Origin of the sequence: Nitrospirillum goiasense (assembly GCF_034427435.1) — a bacterium.
Classification (GTDB): Bacteria; Pseudomonadota; Alphaproteobacteria; order Azospirillales; family Azospirillaceae; genus Nitrospirillum.
The window spans coordinates 1,142,852-1,163,639 of record NZ_JAXQNP010000003.1 but is presented as its reverse complement, the minus strand read 5'-3'; the positions used below and the strand labels follow the sequence as shown (position 1 = coordinate 1,163,639).

At 68.2% G+C, this 20,788-nt stretch carries 20 protein-coding genes; 13 read left to right on the top strand and 7 right to left on the bottom strand.

Going from position 1 to position 20,788, the window contains the following annotated elements:
* Window positions 1–17 precede the first annotated feature (17 nt).
* The 6 genes from ULB03_RS19465 to ULB03_RS19440 all read left to right on the top strand — a co-directional run bounded on the left by ULB03_RS19465 (window position 18) and on the right by ULB03_RS19440 (window position 7,557).
* Window positions 18–1,025, top strand: a complete 1,008-nt coding sequence (locus ULB03_RS19465) for a BMP family lipoprotein (RefSeq protein WP_322484752.1) — start codon at window positions 18–20, stop codon at window positions 1,023–1,025.
* A gap of 73 nt (window positions 1,026–1,098) precedes the next feature.
* Window positions 1,099–2,712, top strand: a complete 1,614-nt coding sequence (locus tag ULB03_RS19460) for an ABC transporter ATP-binding protein (RefSeq protein ID WP_322484751.1) — start codon at window positions 1,099–1,101, stop codon at window positions 2,710–2,712.
* Window positions 2,709–3,833, top strand: a complete 1,125-nt coding sequence (locus ULB03_RS19455) for an ABC transporter permease (protein ID WP_322484750.1) — start codon at window positions 2,709–2,711, stop codon at window positions 3,831–3,833. Before ULB03_RS19460 ends, ULB03_RS19455 begins: the two co-directional genes overlap by 4 nt.
* 18 nt (window positions 3,834–3,851) lie before the next feature.
* Complete coding sequence (locus tag ULB03_RS19450) at window positions 3,852–4,826, top strand: ABC transporter permease (protein ID WP_322484749.1); 975 nt, start codon at window positions 3,852–3,854, stop codon at window positions 4,824–4,826.
* A gap of 134 nt (window positions 4,827–4,960) precedes the next feature.
* Window positions 4,961–6,958 carry a bifunctional 2',3'-cyclic-nucleotide 2'-phosphodiesterase/3'-nucleotidase gene (locus tag ULB03_RS19445; RefSeq protein ID WP_322484748.1) on the top strand — a complete coding sequence of 666 codons (1,998 nt, stop codon included), beginning with the start codon at window positions 4,961–4,963 and terminating at the stop codon, window positions 6,956–6,958.
* Between the two features lie 26 nt (window positions 6,959–6,984).
* The gene (locus ULB03_RS19440) at window positions 6,985–7,557 is read left to right on the top strand and encodes a nucleoside 2-deoxyribosyltransferase (RefSeq protein ID WP_322484747.1); all 573 of its coding nucleotides are present in this window, start codon (window positions 6,985–6,987) and stop codon (window positions 7,555–7,557) included.
* An 87-nt stretch (window positions 7,558–7,644) separates the two neighbouring features.
* Here ULB03_RS19440 and ULB03_RS19435 read toward each other — a convergent pair whose 3' ends face one another.
* Entirely contained in the window at window positions 7,645–7,878 is a 234-nt protein-coding gene (locus ULB03_RS19435; RefSeq protein WP_322484746.1) for a hypothetical protein, read from the bottom strand.
* Window positions 7,879–8,190: 312 nt separating this feature from the next.
* Window positions 8,191–8,457 carry a hypothetical protein gene (locus tag ULB03_RS19430; protein ID WP_322484745.1) on the bottom strand — a complete coding sequence of 89 codons (267 nt, stop codon included), beginning with the start codon at window positions 8,455–8,457 and terminating at the stop codon, window positions 8,191–8,193.
* Window positions 8,458–8,857: 400 nt separating this feature from the next.
* On the opposite strand from ULB03_RS19430, the gene ULB03_RS19425 reads away from it, so the two are divergent.
* The 6 genes from ULB03_RS19425 (at window position 8,858) to ULB03_RS19400 (ending at window position 14,609) form a co-directional block, all read left to right on the top strand.
* The gene (locus ULB03_RS19425) at window positions 8,858–9,316 is read left to right on the top strand and encodes a Csu type fimbrial protein (protein ID WP_322484744.1); all 459 of its coding nucleotides are present in this window, start codon (window positions 8,858–8,860) and stop codon (window positions 9,314–9,316) included.
* Window positions 9,317–9,630: 314 nt separating this feature from the next.
* Entirely contained in the window at window positions 9,631–10,092 is a 462-nt protein-coding gene (locus tag ULB03_RS19420) for a spore coat protein U domain-containing protein (protein ID WP_322484743.1), read from the top strand.
* A 440-nt stretch (window positions 10,093–10,532) separates the two neighbouring features.
* On the top strand, window positions 10,533–12,614 hold the full coding sequence (locus ULB03_RS19415; protein WP_322484742.1) for a carbon starvation CstA family protein: 2,082 nt from the start codon (window positions 10,533–10,535) through the stop codon (window positions 12,612–12,614).
* On the top strand, window positions 12,614–12,826 hold the full coding sequence (locus ULB03_RS19410) for a YbdD/YjiX family protein (protein ID WP_322484741.1): 213 nt from the start codon (window positions 12,614–12,616) through the stop codon (window positions 12,824–12,826). Before ULB03_RS19415 ends, ULB03_RS19410 begins: the two co-directional genes overlap by 1 nt.
* 69 nt (window positions 12,827–12,895) lie before the next feature.
* Window positions 12,896–13,681, top strand: coding sequence for an exodeoxyribonuclease III (locus ULB03_RS19405; protein WP_322484740.1), 786 nt, complete (start codon window positions 12,896–12,898; stop codon window positions 13,679–13,681).
* A 139-nt stretch (window positions 13,682–13,820) separates the two neighbouring features.
* Complete coding sequence (locus tag ULB03_RS19400; RefSeq protein WP_322484739.1) at window positions 13,821–14,609, top strand: MerR family transcriptional regulator; 789 nt, start codon at window positions 13,821–13,823, stop codon at window positions 14,607–14,609.
* Between the two features lie 66 nt (window positions 14,610–14,675).
* Here ULB03_RS19400 and ULB03_RS19395 read toward each other — a convergent pair whose 3' ends face one another.
* From ULB03_RS19395 to ULB03_RS19380, 4 genes are all read right to left on the bottom strand, one after another.
* The gene (locus ULB03_RS19395) at window positions 14,676–16,223 is read right to left on the bottom strand and encodes an efflux transporter outer membrane subunit (RefSeq protein WP_322484738.1); all 1,548 of its coding nucleotides are present in this window, start codon (window positions 16,221–16,223) and stop codon (window positions 14,676–14,678) included.
* A gap of 260 nt (window positions 16,224–16,483) precedes the next feature.
* A complete protein-coding gene (locus ULB03_RS19390; protein WP_322484737.1) occupies window positions 16,484–17,749 on the bottom strand; it encodes a Bcr/CflA family multidrug efflux MFS transporter in 1,266 nt (421 codons plus the stop codon).
* Window positions 17,750–18,001: 252 nt separating this feature from the next.
* Complete coding sequence (locus ULB03_RS19385) at window positions 18,002–18,127, bottom strand: hypothetical protein (RefSeq protein WP_276509109.1); 126 nt, start codon at window positions 18,125–18,127, stop codon at window positions 18,002–18,004.
* Window positions 18,128–18,369: 242 nt separating this feature from the next.
* Complete coding sequence (locus ULB03_RS19380; protein WP_322484736.1) at window positions 18,370–18,750, bottom strand: hypothetical protein; 381 nt, start codon at window positions 18,748–18,750, stop codon at window positions 18,370–18,372.
* 280 nt (window positions 18,751–19,030) lie between these two features.
* On the opposite strand from ULB03_RS19380, the gene ULB03_RS19375 reads away from it, so the two are divergent.
* Window positions 19,031–19,510, top strand: coding sequence for a YchJ family protein (locus ULB03_RS19375; RefSeq protein WP_322484735.1), 480 nt, complete (start codon window positions 19,031–19,033; stop codon window positions 19,508–19,510).
* A 171-nt stretch (window positions 19,511–19,681) separates the two neighbouring features.
* On the opposite strand, the gene ULB03_RS19370 is transcribed toward ULB03_RS19375, so the two are convergent.
* Entirely contained in the window at window positions 19,682–20,722 is a 1,041-nt protein-coding gene (locus ULB03_RS19370) for a DUF6624 domain-containing protein (RefSeq protein ID WP_322485234.1), read from the bottom strand.
* Between the last annotated feature and the right edge of the window lie 66 nt (window positions 20,723–20,788).

The window sequence follows — 20,788 nt, the reverse complement described above, 5'->3', positions numbered from 1 at the left end:
GGAGGCAGGGACCCTTCATGAGTAGAGCGATCCGCGCGGCGTTGGCGGCGGCCGCCCTGTTGAGCTGCGCCTTGTCCGCCCCCAAAGCGGATGCCGCCTTCTTTCCCGGCGTGGTCTTCGATTATGGCGGCAAGTACGACAAGTCCTTCAACGAAGGCGTCCTGACGGGAATCGAGCATTTCCGCCGTGAGACGGGCATCACCTACAAGGCGTTGGAGATCAGCAACGACGTCCAGCGCGAGCAGTACCTGCGCCGCCTGGCGGAGCATGGCGCCGACATCATCCTGGCCGTGGGCTTCAGCCAGGCGCCGGCCGTGGCCAAGGTCGCCAAGGAATTCCCGGAGATCAAGTTCACCCTGATCGACGGCGTGGTGAAGCTGCCCAACGTTCAGTCCATCCTGTTTTCCGAGCAGGAGGGGTCGTACCTGGTGGGCATGCTGGCGGCCTTGAGCAGCAAGACCCACACGGTCGGCTTCGTCGGCGGCATGGACATCCCCCTGATCCGCCGATTCGCCTGTGGGTATGAGCAGGGGGTGAAGGCCGTGGCCCCGGACGACCACGTCATCACCAACATGGTGGGCACCACGCCCGCCGCCTGGTCGGATCCCACGCGCGGCGGCGAATTGGCCAAGAGCCAGTTCGACCGGGGCGTGGACGTGGTGTTCGCCGCCGCCGGGCAAAGCGGCATCGGCGTGCTGCAGGCGGCAAAGGACGCCGGCAAGCTGTCCATCGGCGTCGACAGCAACCAAAACCATCTGTTCCCGGGCTCCGTCCTGACCTCCATGGTCAAGCGGGTGGACGTGGCCGCCTACAACGCCATCAAGGCGGCGCAGGACGGCACCTGGCAACCCGGCGTGCGCACGCTGGGCCTGAAGGAGGACGGCGTGGGCTGGGCGCTGGATGAGAACAACGCCAAGCTGGTGACGCCGGAGATGAAGGCGGCACTGGACGCGGCCTCGGCGGAAATCCAGGCTGGAACCCGCAAGGTCGCCAATTACGACGAAACCAACGGCTGCAAGTACTGACGCCGCCCGCCACGCCGCTTCCCCCTCCCCCTCCAGGGGCCCGCCGGCCCCCGACCCAGAGACCAGCCGCCCCGTGTCGCAGACCGTTCCCCCCTCGACTTCCCCGCCGCAGCAGCCGGGCCCCTGGGCCGTGGAACTGGTGGGCATCGACAAGCGCTTCGGCCCCGTCCACGCCAACAAGGCCGTGAGCCTGCGCATCCGCGCCGGGTCCATCCATGGCCTGGTGGGCGAGAACGGCGCCGGCAAATCCACGCTGATGAGCATCCTCTACGGCTTTTACCAGGCCGATGAGGGGCAGATCCTGGTGAACGGCGCCGAGGCGCGCATCCGCGAGCCCAAGGACGCCATCACCCTGGGCATCGGCATGGTCCACCAGCACTTCATGCTGGTGGAGGAGTTCACCGTTCTGGAAAACCTGATGCTGGGGGCCGAGGGCGGCGCCCTGCTGAAGGACGGCATCCGCAAGGCCCGGGCGGAGGTGGAGCGCCTGGAGAAGACCTACCGCCTGGACGTGCCGCTGGACGCCAAGGTCGCCGACCTGAACGTGGGCGTGCAGCAGCGGGTGGAGATCCTGAAGGCGCTCTATCGCGGCGCCCAGGTGCTGATCCTGGACGAGCCGACGGCCGTGCTGTCGCCGCCGGAGGTGCAGGATCTGTTCCGCATCCTGGACGCGTTGCGCGCCCAGGGCCGCACCATCCTGATGATCACCCACAAGCTGAAGGAGATCATGGCCATCACCGACGCCGTGTCGGTGCTGCGCCAGGGGGCGGTGGTGGCCAGCTTCGACACCCGGGACACCAGCGAGGCCGCGCTGGCGGAAGCGATGGTGGGCCGCCGCGCCAACCCCGTCGTCCGCCGGCCGGGGACGCCCGCGGGCGCGCCGCTGCTGACGGTGGAGGACCTGAGCGTGGTGGACGAGCGCGGGGTGGAGCGCCTGAAGGGCGCCACCTTCCGCGTGCGGGCCGGGGAAATCGTGGGCGTGGCCGGCGTGGCCGGCAATGGCCAGTCGGAATTGCTGGAGGCGCTGTCGGGCATGACGCCCTTCCAGCGCGGCCGCTTCCACATCAATGGCCGCGACGTGACGCCGGAGGCCCCCATGGACCCGGCCCAGGCCCGGCGCCAGGGCATCGCCCATGTGCCGGAGGACCGCCTGCGCCGCGCGGTGGTGAAGCCCTTCCCCGCCTTCCAGAACGCCCTGCTGGGCTATCAGGACGACCCGGCCATGGCCGATGGCCCGCGCCTGAACTGGAAGCGGGTGGCCGCCGCCACCGCCCGCCTGATGGAGGACTGGGACGTCCGCCCCCGTCAGCCGTCCTTGCGCACCTCGCTGTTCTCCGGCGGCAACCAGCAGAAGCTGGTGCTGGGCCGGGAGATGGAGCGCGACCCCAACGTGCTGCTGGTGGGCCAGCCCACCCGCGGCGTGGACATCGGCGCCATCGAGTTCATCCACCGCCGCCTGCTGGCCATGCGCGACGCCGGCAAGGCCATCCTGCTGGTCTCCGCCGAGTTGGAGGAGATCATGGCCCTGTCCGACCGCATCCTGGTGATGTGCGACGGCGCCATCACCGGCGAGCTGGCGGCCGATGACGCGAACGAGGGGCTGATCGGCCGCCTGATGGCCGGCATCACCGACGATATGGAAACCGAGACGGGTCCGCGCGCCGACGCGGCCGGAGGGGCGGCATGAGCGCGTCTACCAATTCCGACGGCCTGCCGCGCTGGGCCACGCTGGCCCTGCTGCCGGCCATCAACCTGGGCGCCGCCCTGGTGGTGTCGTCCCTGGTGATCCTGGCCATCGGCCAGGACCCCGTTTCCGCCCTGGCCTTCATGGTCAAGGGGGCGGTGGGCAGCGGCACGGGCCTCAGCTACACCCTCTATTACGCCACCAGCCTGATCTTCACCGGCCTGGCCGTGGCCATCGCCAACCATGCCGGCCTGTTCAATATCGGCGGCGAAGGCCAGGCCTATGTCGGCGGCCTGGGCACCGGCCTGGTGTGCCTGGCCTTGAGCGGCTGGCCCTGGTACGCGGTGCTGCCGGTGTCGGTGCTGGCGGGCGCCCTGTTCGGCGCGGTTTGGGGCCTGGTCCCGGGATATCTGCAAGCCTATCGCGGCAGCCACATCGTCATCACCACCATCATGTTCAACTTCCTGGCCAGCGCCCTGATGGTCTACCTGCTGGGCGGGCCGCTGATCGAGCATGGCCAGATGGCGCCGGAAAGCCGCGAGTTCGCCGAGAGCACCTTCCTGCCGGCGGTGAAGGAGATCGCCGCCGCCCTGGGATACCGCACCCCCACCCTGCCCCTGAACCTGTCGCTGATCCTGGCGCTGCTGTGCGCCGGCGGGGTCTGGTTCCTGATCTGGCACACCCGCTGGGGCTTCCAGATGCGCACGGTGGGCGCCAACGAGGCGGCGGCCCGCTACGCCGGCATGAACGCCCGCACCACCATCGTCGTCGCCATGGCCATTTCCGGTGCCCTGGCCGGCCTGGTCGGCATCAACGAGTTGCAGGGCGTGCAGCACCGCATCACCCTGAACTTCCAGGCCGGCATGGGCTTCACCGGCATCGCCGTGGCCCTGATGGGCCGGGGGCACCCGGTGGGCATCGTCCTGTCGTCGCTGCTGTTCGGCGCCCTGTACCAGGGCGGGGCGGAACTGTCGTTCGAATACAATGAGATCAGCCCGCGCCTGGTGGTGGTCATCCAGGGCGTGGTGATCCTGTTCTCCGGCGCGCTGGAGCACATGTTCCGCCCGGCGCTGCTGCGCCTGTTGAAGCCCAAGGCCCCGGCCGCCGCCGGCCAGCGCGCTTAAAGATCCGGGGAAGAGATCATGGACGATACCACCCTGTGGATCGTGTCGTTGCTGGCCAGCACCGTGCGCCTGGCGACACCGCTGGTGCTGGCGGCCCTGGCCGGCTTTTATTCCGAGCGCGCCGGCGTGGTCGACATCGGCCTGGAGGGCAAGATGCTGACCGGCGCCTTCGCCGCCGCCGCCACCGCCACCGCCACCGGGTCCCCCTGGCTGGGCCTGGCGGCCGCCATCGCGGCATCGCTGGTGCTGGCCCTGGTGCACGGCTTCGCCTGCATCACCCACCGCGGCGACCAGGTCGTGGCCGGCGTCGCCATCAACACCATCGCCGCCGGGCTGACCGCGGTCCTGGCCAACGCCTGGTTCGACCTGGGCGGCCGCACCCCGTCGCTGGACGGCACGCAGCGTTTCCTGGGCCTGCACTTCCCCCTGACCGACGCCCTGCGCGGCGTGCCCTTGCTGGGCCGCCTTTATGGCGAGGTGGTGGGCGGGCAGAACCTGTTGGTCTACCTGGCCGTCCTGGCCGTGCCCCTCACCTCATGGGTCGCCTACCGCACCCGCTTCGGCCTGCGCCTGCGGGCGGTGGGGGAAAACCCGGCCGCCGTGGACACGGCCGGCATTTCCGTGCCCTGGCTGCGCTATCGCGCCGTGCTGATCACCGGCGCCTTGTGCGGCGTGGCCGGCGCCTATCTCTCCATCGCGCAGGGCGCCGGCTTTCAGGAAAACATGACCGCCGGCAAGGGTTACCTGGCGCTGGCCGCCCTGATCCTGGGCAAGTGGCGGCCCTATCCCACCCTGGCGGGCTGCCTGCTGTTCGCCGCCACCGACGCCTTGCAGGCCCGCCTGCAGGGGGTGGCCCTGCCGGTGGTCGGCGCGGTGCCGGTGCAGATCATCGAGGTGCTGCCCTACATCCTGACCGTGCTGCTGCTGGCCGGCTTCGTCGGCAAGTCCATACCGCCCAAGGCGGCCGGCCAGGCCTATGTCAAAGACCGCTGAGCGACCTACATCAAGGCGGGCGCTGATCGTCTTGATGTAACAGCGCGCCTGTAAAGCCAGGGCGGGGCCGGACGCCGGCCCCCGCCATTTTCCCGACGCCGCCCTTTCCCGTCGCCCATGAAGGACGTCCCGCCATGCCCGCCTGCCGCCGCCTGGCCGCCCTGCTGTTGACCGGTAGCATGCTGTTCGGGGCCGTGACCGCGACGGCGCAGGAAGTGCTGCCCGACCAGATCGACGTGCAGATCCTGTCGACGACCGACCTGCACATGAACCTCATGGATTACGATTACTACGCCGACAAGCCGGACCCCGGCGTCGGCCTGGTGCGGGTGGCCAGCCTGATCCGCAAGGCGCGGGCGGAAAAGCCCAACACCCTGCTGGTGGACGCCGGCGACCTGATCCAGGGCACGCCCATGGGCGACTATGTGGCCCGTGTCCAGGGCTTGGGGCCGGGCAAGTTCCAGCCCATTATCGCCGCCATGAACGCGCTGGGCTATGACGCCGCCGTCATGGGCAACCATGAATTCAACTTCGGCCTGGATTACGCCGTCGCGGCGGAGAAGGAGGCCAAGTACCCCGTGCTGGCCGGCAACGTGAACCGGGTGGAGGATGGCCAGCCGCTGTTCCCCGCCGGCGTCATCCTGGACCGGCAGTTCACCGACGGCGCCGGCGCCAAGCACACGGTGCGGGTGGGCGTGGTCGGCGTGCTGACGCCCCAGATCGTGCTGTGGGACAAGGATAAGCTGGAGGGCAAGGTCACCACCGCCGACATCGTGGAGGTGGCGGCCAAGACCGCCCGCGACCTGAAGGCCCAGGGGGCCGACGTGGTGGTGGTGGTGACGCACAGCGGCCTGTCGGGCGCGCCCTACCAGAAGATGGCGGAGAACGCCGGCGTCGCCGTGGCCGCCATCCCCGAGGTGGACGCCGTCGTCACCGGCCATTCCCACCGCGTCTTCCCCGGGGCCGATTATGCCAACCTGCCCGATACCGACATCCCGCACGGCCTGATCCATGGCAAGCCGGTGGTCATGGCCGGATTCTTCGGCGACCATCTGGGCGTGATCGACCTGATCCTGTCCCCCGATCCCAAGGCCCATGACGGCAAGGGCGGCTGGACCGTGGCCGGCGGCCATGCCGAAACCCGCCCGGTGCTGGCCCGGGTGAACGGCAAGGCCACCCCGCTGGTGGAACCGGACGCGGCGGTGGCGGCCCTGGCCCAGGCGGCACACCAGGCCACGCTGGATTATGTGCGCCAGCCCGTGGGCAAGAGCACCGGCCGCATCGAGACCTATTTCGCCTTCATCGCCGACCAGCCGGCGCTGGACATCGTGTCCGACGCCCAGCGCGCCTACGTGGCCAAGGCCCTGGCCGGCGGCCCCTACGCCGGGCTGCCGCTGCTGTCGGCGGCGGCCCCGTTCAAGGCTGGCGGCAAGCCGGGCCCCGACTATTTCACCGACGTGGCCGCCGGGCAGATCAGCCTGCGCAACGTGGCTGACCTCTATCTCTATCCCAACATCGTCGCGGCGGTGAAGGTGACGGGCGCCCAGGTCCGGGACTGGCTGGAGATGGCGGCGCGCGTGTTCAACCGCATCGACCCGGCCAAGAAGGAGGCGCAGATGCTGGTGAACCGCGCGGTTCCCAGCTTCGACTTCGACGTCATCGATGGCGTCACCTGGCGCGTCGACCTGACCCAGGCGCCGCGCTTCGGGGGCGACGGCAAGCCGCTGCCCGGCGACAACCATCGCATCGTCGACCTGCGCTATGAGGGGCGGCCGGTGAAGGACGATGAGGAATTCATCGTCGTCACCAACAACTACCGCGCCAACGGCGGGGGCAACTTCCCCGGCCTGGATGGCAAGAACATCGTCTACTCCGGAACGGAGACCATCCAGGAGATCATCGCCGACCATCTGCGCGGCGTCGGCACGCTGATGCCCAAGACCAACCAAAGCTGGGGCTTCGCCCCGATCACGGCGCCGGTGACGGTGCTGTACGACACCAACGCCAAGGCGGCCCCCCTGCTGACCAACTACCCCAACCTCAGCGACGCCGGCCCGGGCGAGGCGGGGCTGGAGCTGTTCCGCGTCGATCTGTCGCCCACGGCGCTGGCCGGCCAGGCCCTGGGCAAGTGAGGGCCGAGCGGATGGAGGACGGGAGCGTGCGGGTCGAGAAGAAGGTGTGGCGGGCCTACCTGGCGGGGCCGGAGGTGTTCCTTCCCGATCCGGCTGCGGCGGCCGAGGCCTTGCGCGCCGCGTGCGCCCGGCACGGCATCGTTGGCGTCTTCCCGCTGGATGGCGCGGTCGCCGCCACCCCGGGGGAGCCGTCGCCGACGCACGCCGCCCGCATCCGCGCCGCCAACCTGGCGCTGATCCGGGAGACGGACCTGGTGCTGGCCAACGCCAGCCCTTTCCGGGGGCCCTCCGCCGACGACGGCACCGCCTATGAGATGGGCTACGCCACGGCCCTGGGGCGGCCGGTCTTCGCCTATACCGAAACGGCCGACAGCCTGCTGGAGCGCACGAGGGCCCACGGTCCCGTCACGCGCGGTCATGATGGCGCCTGGCGCGACGCGGCGGGCCAGATGGTGGAGGATTTCGGCCTGGGCGCCAATCTGATGCTGGTGGACCCCGCGATCACCGCCTGGGGCGGGGTCGGCGCCCATGGCCTGTACCAGGGTGCGGAAGCGGCCGTGGCGGCGGCGGCGGCCTGGATCGCCGCGCAGGTCGGCTGATCCCCAACTTTGAAACACGACAGCTGAAAGCACGACAGCCGGGCCATCGCCGGCCCGGCTGTCGTCAGTCTTCCGTTTTCACGCGCATCAGGCGGCGTTCTGCGACACACCCATGCGGCGGAACCGGTCGCTGTCCAACACCACCTCAAGCGCGAGGCTCAGGCGGTCGCTGGAGCGGCCATCGACCAGGAATTCGACATGGGGCGGATGACCCGCCCGCTGGTGGATGGCGTGGACCAGGAGGCGACGCTTGGGCAGCTTCACCTCCTCCATCCATTCACCGGGTTTGGGCGGCTCGCCCCCGCGCCTAGACAACACCATAGCTTCCCTACTCCTTAACAGCCTCGGCGGTGCCCGCGCATGCGGCACCCCCGCGGGGTCGGCTCTTGAAACCCGGGCCGTTCGCCGGACCGGCCGCCCCGGGGTGGAACCCTTGGGCTGTCGCGGTCAGCATAATCCAAATCAAATGCTAAGAGATATAGCTTAGGGGTACGTGGTGCCCTTGTCATCCGCCATCTTCCCCCCTTGCGTCACCCAAAGGCGCCCAAAGGGGCAGGCCAGCGCGAAAAGCATAAGCGGCATGCCCGGTCCCACAGGAAAATAACTCTTCTTTCCCAATGGATTAACCCGTTTCTACCCCCCACTTAACCAGCCCTCGCGCCAGGCGTCGGCATCAGCGACATCACCTAAAGAGCCAAGCGGATCGGTTGCCTCGAAGGGATTAGACAAAAGGCTATGTCCCTCGCGCCGTGCGGCACACCCCATGGCATAGGCGATAAGCAGATGTCCCATCAGTTCACCGTCAGCGCCGCCCAAACTCGAACCACTGGGCCCCGAACCGTCCGGACCTGAGGAAGAGGAAGAGGCCGGCGCGGCAAGGACAGCGATGGTGATGGTCATGTGTTCCCCCTGGCGCCCGTCAAGACAGGCAGTGCCATCGGGGTAGCGAACCCCACCCGTGACGTCCTTGAGATGGATCAATCGTCGACCAACTGGTTTACCAACCAACTCTATAAGACCCTGCATAAGCGGGGAGCCTGGTTGGGGTTCGGCATTGCTTGCATTATGCAATGCGTTGGTAACCAAACTATTCAAAAGGCGCGATGCGTATCGCAGTGCAAAAGGTTAAATTCCGCATCGCATCGTAGGATGACGCCGCGCCACCTGCGAGGCAGATCATGTTAGTTAATTGAAATTAATACATTCACGGCGACTCGGTGAAAATTGGCACGGCACGTGCTTATAACGGGACATGAACCAAATGGGCAAAGCCCACCCCGAACCGATTAGGACCTACGCCATGATCCGCCGCATCGCCGCCGCCACCGCCCTCCTCGCCGCCCTGATCTCCGCCCCCGCCCTGGCTGACACGTCGGGCAGCATCCGGCTCAGCGGCACGGTTGCGCAGACCTGCACCGTGGCCGTGACCGATGCCGGCGCCACGCTGAACATCCTGTCCGGCTCCAGCAACGTGGCGGTCGGCAGCGTGGTTGAGAACTGCAACGACGGCGCCGGTTACACCATCACCGTCGCCTCGGCCAACAACGGCGCGCTGAAGTCCAGCGCCAACGGCGCCCAGCCCATCAGCTACACCACGACCTACGACGGCACCAACGGCTCGGGCTCCAGCTTCACCGTCACCCGCTCCGGCGCCCAGTTCAACAAGACCGCCGCCGTGTCCGTGACCGTCCCGGCCAATGCCCAGGCCATCGCCGGCAGCTACGCCGACACCCTGACCATCACCATCGCCGGCAAGTAAGCCGACCCCTTCTTCGCTGTGCCAGAGGGCGCCCCAGGCCGGGGCGCCCTTTCGCGCGTCCGGGCCGACCCTGGCGAACGGCAAATCCTAATGCATTGATTCCCTTGCATTCCTGGCCTTCCGCCCACTGCGGAACGCAAGGGTTGCCGGGCCACGCCTGACAAGCTCGGCCGGCATAAATCCGATATATTAACCTTATCAATGTATTAACAGATTAGCCCGGCGCGGCCCCGGTTCTGGCACCCCGTTTGCTGATACCCCTCCCATTAAGCAAACGGGCAACAAGCCCAGCCGAACCGATAGGAACCACCGTCATGATCCGCTTCGCCGCCGCCGCCCTGATCGCCGCCGCTTCCCTGGCCGCCGCCCCCGCCTTCGCCGCCGCCGGCGCCTCGGGCACCATCCAGTTGAACAGCACCGTCGCCCAGACCTGCACCGTGGCCGTCACCGACGCCGGCGCCCAGCTGAACATCCTGACCGGCTCCAACGCCGTCACCGTCGGCAGCGTGGTCGAAACCTGCAACGACGGCGCCGGCTACCAGATCAGCGTCACCTCCGCCAACGGCGGCACCCTGAAGTCCAACGCCACCGGCGCCCAGCCCGTCAGCTACACCCCCATCTACGACGGCCAGTCCAGCGGCAGCAGCGTCAACGTCGTCCGCTCCTCCGCCCAGTTCAACAAGACCGCCACCGTCGCCGTCACCGTCCCCGCCAACGCCCAGGCCATCGCCGGCAGCTACACCGACACCCTGACCATCACCATCCAGGGCAAGTGAGCCGCCAACCATATCGGCCCAAAGCAAAACGGCCCCGCCTGGTCATCCAGGCGGGGCCGTTTTGTTTTCTCGCCACCGCAGCAAAGGGCGCCAGCGCACGGCGCAACAAAAAACCCCGGCAGCCTCAAAGGCGCCGGGGTCGAGTTTAAAAGGGAGGAAAACGCAACCAAGTTGCCCTGCTGTTATCGCTCCTAACTATGAACAAATCCTTTACCGCAGCGCACAAAAACGGACCGCCCAACGGCGGCGAAACCCTGAGGGCCGCCCCTGTCCAAGCGGCAAACGATCCTGTAATATCAAGGCTGTTAGCTCTGGCGTGACACTGTAAGGTCCTGCCTGGCCCCCGTCGCGGCCTGCCCGGACAGGGGTTCACGGTTTAAGAGAATTCGGGGTACCCCCTTCGCCTGGGCTGGGGTGTGGGATACTTGGGAGGAAACGGAATGAATGGAACCGCCGGACGGCTCGTCTGGCTGATCGTGGCGCTTGTCGGCGCCGGATCGCTGGGCGTGGTCGCGCTGTCGCGCGGCGAAAGCATCAACGCGCTGTGGGTGGTTGTGGCCGCCCTGTGCACCTACACCATCGCCTATCGCTTCTACAGCCTGTACATCGCCAACGCCGCCCTGAAGCTGGACGGCGGGCGCGCCACCCCGGCCATCCGCCATAACGATGGCCTGGACTACGTGCCCACGGACAAATGGGTGCTGTTCGGCCATCACTTCGCCGCCATCGCCGGCGCCGGCCCCCTGGTGGGCCCGGTCCTGGCAGCACAGATGGGCTACCTGCCCGGCACGCTGTGGATCCTGGTCGGCGTGGTCTTCGCCGGCGCCGTTCAGGACTTCATCGTCCTGTTCGCCTCCACCCGCCGCGACGGCCGGTCCCTGGGCGACATGATCAAGTCCGAGATGGGCACGGTGCCGGGCGTCATCGCCCTGTTCGGCGTGCTGCTGATCATGATCATCCTGCTGGCCGTGCTGGCGCTGATCGTGGTCAAGGCCCTGGCCGGCAGCCCCTGGGGCACCTTCACCGTCTTCGCCACCATGCCCATCGCCGTGCTGATGGGCGTCTACGGCCGCTTCATCCGCCCCGGCCGCGTGGGCGAGATGTCGGCCATCGGCCTGGTCCTGCTGCTGCTGGGCATCATGGGCGGCCAGTGGGTGGCGGAGGATCCCGCCTGGGCCGCGGCCTTCACCTTCAAGGGTGAGACGCTGGCCCTGCTGCTGATCGGCTATGGCTTCATCGCCTCGGTCCTGCCGGTGTGGCTGCTGCTGGCGCCGCGCGACTATCTGTCGACCTTCCTGAAGATCGGCACCATCATCGCGCTGGCCGTGGGCATCCTGATCGTCATGCCCGAGCTGCACATGCCGGCGGTCAGCCGCTTCGTCGACGGCAGCGGCCCGGTCTTCTCCGGCCAGCTGTTCCCCTTCCTGTTCATCACCATCGCCTGCGGCTCGGTCTCGGGCTTCCACGCCCTGATCTCCTCCGGCACCACGCCCAAGATGCTGGAGACGGAAACCCAGGCCCGCATGATCGGCTACGGCGCCATGCTGGCCGAAAGCTTCGTGGCCATCATGGCCCTGATCTCGGCCTGCGTGCTGCACCCCGGCGTCTATTTCGCCATGAACACCCCCGCCGGCGTCATCGGCACCACGGTGGACCAGGCGGCGCAGGTGGTGGGCAACTGGGGCTTCGCCATCACGCCCGAGGAGCTGGCCCAGGTGGCCAAGAACGTGGGCGAGTCGACCATCCTCAGCCGCGCGGGTGGCGCCCCCACCCTGGCCGTGGGCATGTCGACCATCCTGTCCAGCCTGGTCGGCGGCCAGTCCATGACCGCCTTCTGGTACCACTTCGCCATCCTGTTCGAGGCCCTGTTCATCCTGACCACGGTCGACGCCGGCACCCGCGTCGCCCGCTTCATGATCCAGGATCTGCTGGGCACAGCGGTGCCGGCCCTGCGCGTCACCCAAAGCTGGGGCGCCAACCTGCTGGCCACGGCCATCGCCGTCGCCGGCTGGGGCTATTTCCTGTACCAGGGCGTGGTCGACCCGCTGGGCGGCATCAACACGCTGTGGCCCTTGTTCGGCATCTCCAACCAGATGCTGGCGGCCATCGCCCTGATGCTGGGCACCGTCATCCTGTTCAAGATGAAGCGGGAGAAGTTCGCCTGGATCACCATCCTGCCCACCACCTGGCTGTCCATCTGCACGCTGACCGCCGGCTGGCAGAAGCTGTTCGATGACAACCCGGCCGTGGGCTTCCTGGCGCACGCCAAGAAGTTCTCGGCCGCCCTGGCCGACGGCAAGGTCCTGGCCCCGGCCAAGACGACGGAGGCCATGGCCCGGGTCATCACCAACGACTATGTCGACGCCACCCTGTGCGGCGTGTTCATGGCCGTGGTCGTGTCCATGCTGGTGTTCGGCCTGTTGAACATCCGCAAGGCCCTGGCCAACCCGCGCGCCACGACGCACGAGGTCGGCGCCGTGTCCTTGGGGGGCGGGGCCGCCGTCGCGGCCGGGGACGACTGATGGCGGCACAGGCGCAAAACGGCGGTACGCCACTGCCCTTCGCCAAGCTGGTGGCCCGCATGGCCAACCTGATGGTGGGGTTGCCGGACTACGACAGCTATGTTGAGCACCGGCGCCTCAACCATCCGGACCAGCCCGTCATGTCGCGGGAGGAATTCTTCCGCGAACGGCAGGAGGCGCGCTACAGCGGCAAGGTCGGCCGCTGTTGCTGAAACGGCCGGATTTGTTTACCGAGAGGGGGGCCCGTCGGCCCCCCTCTTCTTTCTGACGAAAGCCGCAGCATGCGCATCATCTCCGCCAACCTGAATGGCATCCGCTCCGCCACCACCAAGGGCTTTTTCGAGTGGATGGCGGCCCAGGACGCCGACGTCGTCTGCGTGCAGGAGTTGAAGGCCCAGGCCGAGGACATGACGCCCCTGATGCTAGCGCCCAGCGACGCCGCCGGCGTCGCCTACAACGGCTATTTCCAATACGCGGAGAAGAAGGGCTACAGCGGCGTCGGCGTCTACAGCCGCAAGGCGCCGGACCAGGTCATCATCGGCCTGGGGCATGAGGACATCGACGCCGAGGGCCGCTATGTCGAGGCGGTGTTCGGCGACCTGTCCGTCGTCTCGGTCTACCTGCCCTCCGGCTCCAGCGGGGAGCATCGCCAGGCCGCCAAGTTCGCCTTCATGGACCGCTTCCTGCCCCATATGGCGGCCCTGGCCCAGGCGGGTCGCCAGGTCATCATCTGCGGCGACTGGAACATCGCCCATAAGGAAATCGATCTGAAGAACTGGAAGGGCAACCTGAAGAACTCCGGCTTCCTGCCGGAGGAACGCGCCTGGCTGTCCCGCCTGTTCGATGAACAGGGCTGGGTCGACGTCTATCGCCGCCTATACCCCGAGGCGGGGGAGGAGGGCTACACGTGGTGGTCCAACCGAGGCCAGGCCTGGGCCAAGAACGTGGGCTGGCGCATCGATTACCAGATCGCCACCCCCGGCGTCGCCGCCACCGCCCAGCGGGCCGCCATCTACAAGGACCAGCGCTTCAGCGACCACGCGCCGCTGACGGTCGATTACGCGTAAGCATTTCCTCAAACGCCGGCAGTCGCCGGCCTTAAATCTTTTGAGCGAAAAAAGCGCTTGAGCCGGACCCTGGGTCATACCCGCACCGTCCCTTATCGACGATGATCGGGGACGAACGGTGCAGACAAGGGCGAACGGCATGGCCAGGAAACGGACGGCGGAACCGGTGCTGACGGCGGCGGACGCCGCCGCGCGCACCGGGCTGACCGTCCGGGCGCTGCGGGTCTATGAGGCCAGGGGCCTGTTGGATCCGCCGCGCACTGACAAAGGCTGGCGGCTGTATGGGCCCCGGGAGTTCCAGCGCCTGGGCATCATCCAGGCGCTGAAATCCCTGGGCCTGTCGCTGGCCGAGATCGCCCGGGTCCTGGCCGGCGACACCCCGTCGCTGCGGCGCGTGCTGGAGGTGCAGGCCGCCCTCTGGCGCGGGCGGCTGGCGGCGGCCCAGGCGGGCCTGGATCTGGTGGAACAGGCCCTGGCCCGCACGGACCCATCCCGCCCCGGCACCACCCCGATCTCCGTCGATGACCTGTGCACTTTGATCCGGAGATTGGACATGAACACGATGCCTGAAACCCTGCGCACCGTCCTGGCCGAGGACTACACGGCCGAGGAACGCGCCACCCTGATGACACCCCGGGGCAGTGAGGAGGACGCGGCGGAGGGTGCCCGCGCCTGGACCCGGCTGATCGCCGACATCCAGGCCTTGCGCCAGGCCGACGTGCCCGCCAGCGACGTCCGCGCGCAAGAGGCCGCCCGGCGCTGGCAAAGCCTGGTCGCGGCCTTCACCCAGGGCGACGGGGCGGTGGCGCACCGCACCACCGGCCTATGGCAGAAGGCCCTGGACCGCGATCCGCAGGGCCAGGGCCTGCCCTTCGACCAGGGCCTGTGGGACTATGTCGCCGCGGCCATGAAGGCGGCCCAGGCGTAAACGCATAAGAAAACCCGCCCGGGCCAGCGCCAGGGCGGGTTTTGCTTGAGATCGACGCGGCTGAGATCAGCGCGCGGCCTTGGCCTGGGACAGGAAGCTGCTGCCGTCGTCCTGCCAGCCGCCGCCCAGCGCCTTGAACAGGCTGACGCTAGCCTGCACCCGCGACAGCTTCACCTGGGCCAGGGTGTCCTGGGTGGACAGCAGCGTGCGCTGGGTATCCAGCAAGGTTTGCAGATCGGTCAGGCCGCCCTTGTACCGGTCCTCCGCCAGTTCGAAGGCGCGCTGGCTTTGGGCCACGGCGTCCTTTTGCAGGCTGTACTGGTCCTGGTAGCGGTCGATGGAGTAGACGGCGCTTTCCACGTCGGATAGGGCGGACAGGGCGGCCTTGCGGTAATCCTCCGCCAATTCGCGGTGCCGGCCTTCCGCCTGGCGCACCTGGCCCTCCAGCCGGCCGCCGGAGAACAGGCTCTGCGCCAGGTTGCCGCCCAGGCTGAACAACAGGGTGGGGGCGTTCACCAGATGGGCCAGGGTCGCCGCCTCGACGCCGGTGCTGGCGTTCAGGGTGACGGACGGCAGCATCTGGGTCCGCGCCACCGTGATGTCGGCGCCGGCGGCGGCCAATTGCGCCTCAGCATAGCGGATGTCGGGGCGGCGGGTCAGCAGTTCGGCCGGGACGCCGGTGCCCAGGGCCGGCGGCTGCACGTCGGCCAGGCCCGTGGCCTGAACGGTGAAGCCTTCCGGCGCCCGGCCCAGCAGGATGGCCAGGGCGTTCACCTGCGTGCGCTCCTGCTGTTCCAGGGCCGGGACGGCGGCGCGCTGGGTGGCCACGATGGACTTCTGCTGTACCAGATCCAGCTGGCTGTCGGCGCCGGCGGCGACGCGGGCCTCGATCAGGGACAGCACATGCTCGGCATTTTCCAGGTTGCCGCGTGCCACCGCCAGGCGGTCCCGCAGGGCCAGGATCTGGAAATAGGTCGACGCCACATTGCTGCTGAGCGACAGGGCAACCGTTTCATTATCGAAACGGCTGGCGTCCAGGCTAAATTGCGCGGAGTCACGGCTGGCGCGGTTCTTACCCCAGAAGTCGATCTCATAGCTGGCGGAAAGCGACGCCTGGTGCACATTGCCAGCGTAGTCGCTGGCCGGCACGGTGCTCAAGGCCCGCGCGGCCGATCCCTTCATGTTGCGGCTGCCGGACCGGGTGCTGTCCAGCCCCAGTTGGACGCTGGGCCACAAGGGGGCGCCAGCGATTTCCGCCTGGGCCTCGGCCTGGGCGATGCGGGCGGCGGCGGCCCCCAGGTCGGGGTTGTCGGCCCGCGCCTGGGCCAGCAACTGGGTCAGTTCCGGGGAGTTGAAACCCGACCACCAGTCGGTGCTGGGCCAGGCGGCGGCCGTGGTGGTCACGGCCGCCGTCTTGGTGGTGCCATCGGCGACGCCGCCCTGGGTGGACGTGGCATCCCACCTGGACGGCATCACCAGGGTCTTTGCCGGGTCGGGGGTTTCCCCATCCAGCGCGCAAGCGGCCAGCATCAGCGGCAGGAAGGCGACAGCCAGCCGGCGGAGCCGGAAGGGGGCGGGCGAGGACGGGATGACGGGGGTGCGCGGCGTGGACATCGTGGAAACCTTCGATCCGGCAAAACGGTTTCGTTCCCCCGCACGGACGACAGCGCGAAGGCTGGGTGCAGGGGCTGGCGATAGGAAACGCATGTCAAGAAAGACCAGCCGCGCGGACAGGTTCGGCCGGTTGGCCCCCGCCACGGCCCGGCGCGTCCGGTCCAGTGCAATCGTGCAGTGGTTTAAGGCAAAGGCCACCCGCGTCTCAGTGACGCGGCGCACATGTCATGGGACGGCCGCCACGGGAATGGCCGCCACGCTCAGCGGATCAGAAGGCGGTTGAAGACCAGGCCCAGGACGCCCAGCCCGCCGATGATGGCGGCCATGGGCCAGGGCGTGCCATCGGCCAGCCAACCGACCAGGGTGCCCACCACCGCGCCAGTGACGAACTGGCTGGACCCCATCAGCGCCGACGCCGTGCCCGCCATGTGGGGGTAGGAGGCCAGGGCGCCGGCCGTGGCGTTGGCGCCGATCAGGCCGGTGAAGGCCATGAACAGGAACAGGCCGGCCACGATGCCCCAGAGCCCCCCGGCACCGGTCCAGCCCGCGATGGCGAGCCCGATGCCGAACAGGGCGATGCAGGCGGAGCCGAGGGCCAGCAGCCGATCCGTGCCCAGGCGCAGCACCAGGCGGCTGTTGATCATGTTGACGATGATCATGCCGACGATGTTAAGGCCGAACAACAGGCCGTACAGGCCGGCCGGGACCTTGAAATAATCGATGTACACGAAGGGCGTGCCGGCGATGTAGGCGAACATGCCGCCGTAGATCATGCTGGAGGTCAGCGCGTAGCCCAGGAAGCGGCCGCTGACCATCAACTGGCCGTAGTTGCGCAACTGCGTCAGCCAGTGCAGATGCCCCCGCGTCGCCGGATTCAGGGTCTCCGGCTGCGACACCAGGCCCACCATGGCGACCAAGCCGAAGCCGGCCTGCACCCAGAAGATGGCCCGCCAATCCAGATAAACCAGGACCTGCCCGCCCAGCAGTGGCGCCGCCATGGGCGCAATGCCCATGACCAGCATCATCATGGAGAACACGCTGGCGGCACGGTCTCGGTCGAAGACATCGCGCACCATGGCGCGTGCCAGGACGGGAGCGGCGCAGGCGCCCGCCGCCTGCATCGCGCGACACAGGCTGAGGGTCGTGATGTTCTGGGCCGCGGCGCAGCCGGCGCTGCCCGCCAGATACAGCAGGATACCCACCAGGATGGGACCACGGCGGCCGAAACGATCGCCCAGGGGCCCCCAGAACAGCTGGCACAGGCCAAAGGCCAGGAAGAAGGCGGTGAGCGAGGATTCCACACTGGCCTGACTGATGCCCAGATCTTGGGCGATCTGCGGCATGGCCGGCAGGTACATGTCGACCGACATGGGCCCGAAGGACATCAGCAAGGCCAGCATGGCGACGAAACCCACGCCGCGCTGGGTCAACAACCCGGTGCCCCGGCGCTTGGCCGTATCCGCATCAGAAACCGCAGACGTCCCGCCGGCCAGCGCCGCGCCCTGGACCACCTGTTCCACCGCCACGTAAACCCCCTGAGGCGGACCCACCGCCCCGAAACACGCCGCCCCGGAAATCGCGGCCCAGCGAGGGGTAATGATGGCGACAGCCCGCCCGCCAACCAATCCGGCCTTTGTGCGGATCAGCCCCGCGTGCGGCGATGGACACGCCGACGCCCATAAAAACAAAGCCGGAGGCACGGTTTCCCGGCGCCTCCGGCCTCTGTCACCCGGCACCGGGCCCCTGGGTGTCACCCAGGGGCCCAGCAGGCGGTGGGCTTAGTAATGATACCAGTAGTGATGGTGGTAATAGGGGCGCTCTTCGATGACGCAGCCGGACAGTCCGGCCAGCACCATCCCAGCCAGCACCAGCCGGGTCACGATGGAACGGGTTCGATCAGACATGATTTTTCTCCGGACTATCGGGCCGCAACCTGGAACGGATTTCTGAAACAGGGTGGCGGCATGGGATGACTGTGGCGGCCAATTGCGACGACAACACGGCGGCGGCGGGGCATGATCGGGCCCGAAGGCGCGGCAGGCTGACGCAGCGGATGGGGAGGAAGGCGCGACGGGGCCCCGGACGGAAAAACGCCCGGCCCATCGCTGGACCGGGCGCCGTGGCAACCCCGCGCGGCCGGATGGCCTTAATGGTGGACGAATCCGCCGTGACCGCCCCAGTAATGACCGCCGCCCCAGTGGCCGCCCCCCCAATAATGGCCGCGCCAATAGCCCCCGCCATGCCAATAGCCACGGCCCCAACCGTAATAGGGGTAATAGCCACCGACGCCGACGTAATAGGGATAGCCCCCATAATAATCGTAGTAGGGGTAGCTGGAATAAACGTAGGAGCCTGAATAGACCGGCGCGCTGTAGTAGCCGTCGGCCACGCAGCCGGACAGGCCGAGCAGCGCGGCGCCGGCCACCAGGCCCCTGAGAACGCGCTTGGCTGGTGCGGACCAGGCATGTTTCGGCTGGGTCGCGGTGGCCGCGCCCGCCATCGAAGCGATGTTGCCAGGCAAGGACATGGTTCGTGCACTCCCTGAAGGGATGGCGCCACGGGCAAGGATGGGGTCGGCATGCGCCCTGGGCACGCATCCTGCTATGACTAGGACATGAGCCCAGAGACCGCCCCGCGCAAGTCCCCGGCGGCGCAGAGCTGGAGCGTCACCGTTGCGCGCAGGGTTTTGGCGCCCGGCCGCATCATCGCGGGCAAGCCCCGGCGCCTGCGCACTGGCGCCCGGCGGCGGTTTGCGGTATCTGCCTTGCGCAATCCTTCCTTCTATCAGCCCTTGAGACGTCACGACGATGAGCCAGTGCCATTGCGGCAGCGACCGCGCCTATGAAGATTGCTGCGGCCCCTATCATGCGGGGACCGCCCTGCCGCCCACGGCCGAAGCGCTGATGCGCTCGCGCTACTCCGCCTTCATCGTCCACAACATCGACTATCTGCAAAGCACGCTGCTGCCGGAGACGGCGGAGGACTTCAACCGCGAAGAGACCGAGCAGTGGGCCCGCGACAGCAAGTGGCAGGGCCTGGAGGTGCGCTGGACCGAAGCCGGCGGCCCTGAGGATGACACCGGCAAGGTGGAGTTCGTCGCCCGCTTCAACTTCGAGGGCAAGGACTACCTGCACCACGAGACCAGCCGGTTCGAGAAGCGCGACGGCCGCTGGTACTATGTCGACGGCGCCATGGGCCCGCGCCCCCGCACGGCGGACAAGGTTGGCCGTAACGATCCCTGCCCCTGCGGCAGCGGCAAGAAGTACAAGAAGTGCCACGGCGCCTAGAGCGGAACGCGATCAGGTGTAGTCACCTGATCGTGTAAATCCGCTCTATCATGAACAGGTTAAGAGCGAGATGCGATCAGACATGATCGCATCTCGCTCTAAGGCGCATGGGCGTTTGAAATCCGAAAGCCCCGCCGGGTCCGTCCTGGCGGGGCTTTGCTTTTGGCGGCGTCAGTCCTCGTTGCCTTTGCCGCCCCGGCAGAAACGGTCCGATTGCTGCTGGTACAGCGCCATCGGTTCCAGGCCCAGGGCGGCCCGCCGCTCGGCCAAGCCATCGGGGTCGGCGACCGGGCTCATGACCCAGGCCTTGCGGGCGGGATCGCAACCCCCCTGGGTGCCGTACATCTGCTCCTTGCCGGTGCTCACGGCTTGGCGATCGAAAAGATAGGCATACTGGGCCGCCGGACTTTTGCCGGCATCCACCGCCGCCTTGACCGCCACCAGCACCGCGGCCTGAAGGTCGGGATCGGCGCGCCCCGAATGCTGCGCCACCAGCCATGCTCCCGTGGCCGCCCGGCGGCCCCAGTCACGCTCACTCGGCCAGCCGATGGCCTCCATCAGCCGCCGCAGCCGCCGCCGATCATACGCATCGGTCGCGCGCATGCGCGGGCCCAAGGCCTGCCAGCAGGCCTGCACCTCAGCCCCGGCCAGGGCGTTGCAGTTGGGGAAGGCGCGAACCATCTGGTCCATGTCCCAGATCAGCGTCAATTCCCCTTCCACACAGGCCGGCGTGGTAATGGGGCAGGCGTCCATGTTCAGGGCGGTCTGCGCCCGATTCAGCAAGGCGTCCACCTGCGCCTTGCTGGGCGCATCGCCCCGGGCCCGCAGACCCTCGACCATGCCCACGACCTCCTGGCTGACGAACGTGTCGTCGCGGGCGACCCGGGCGCGGATGGCGTCCGCCTTGGCGCGGTAGTCGGCCTCAAGGGTCGCTCGTTGCGCCTCGCACGCCTGGTCATCGCACGCCGCGTGGCCCACCGTGAAGGCGGCGGTGTTGGCAAAAGCGGCGATGCCCAGGGCGCAGACGGGGTCGGCCGGGTCGCACGCGTGCTCGTCCAGGGTCGATTGGGCCCGCGCCATATAGGCCGCGGCCTGGGGCGCCGCCTCGGCCAGGGGCCCGGTGGTCGGGGATTGAATGTAAATGGCCCCGGCCGGACTGGTCGCCGCCATCATCGCCAAGGCCAGGACAACACCACCCCAGGCACGCCGCATCGCCACCACCCCATCCATGGTTTCCGCCTGGGCTTATACCATCGCAGCCTGTGGAACCCGGCGCGT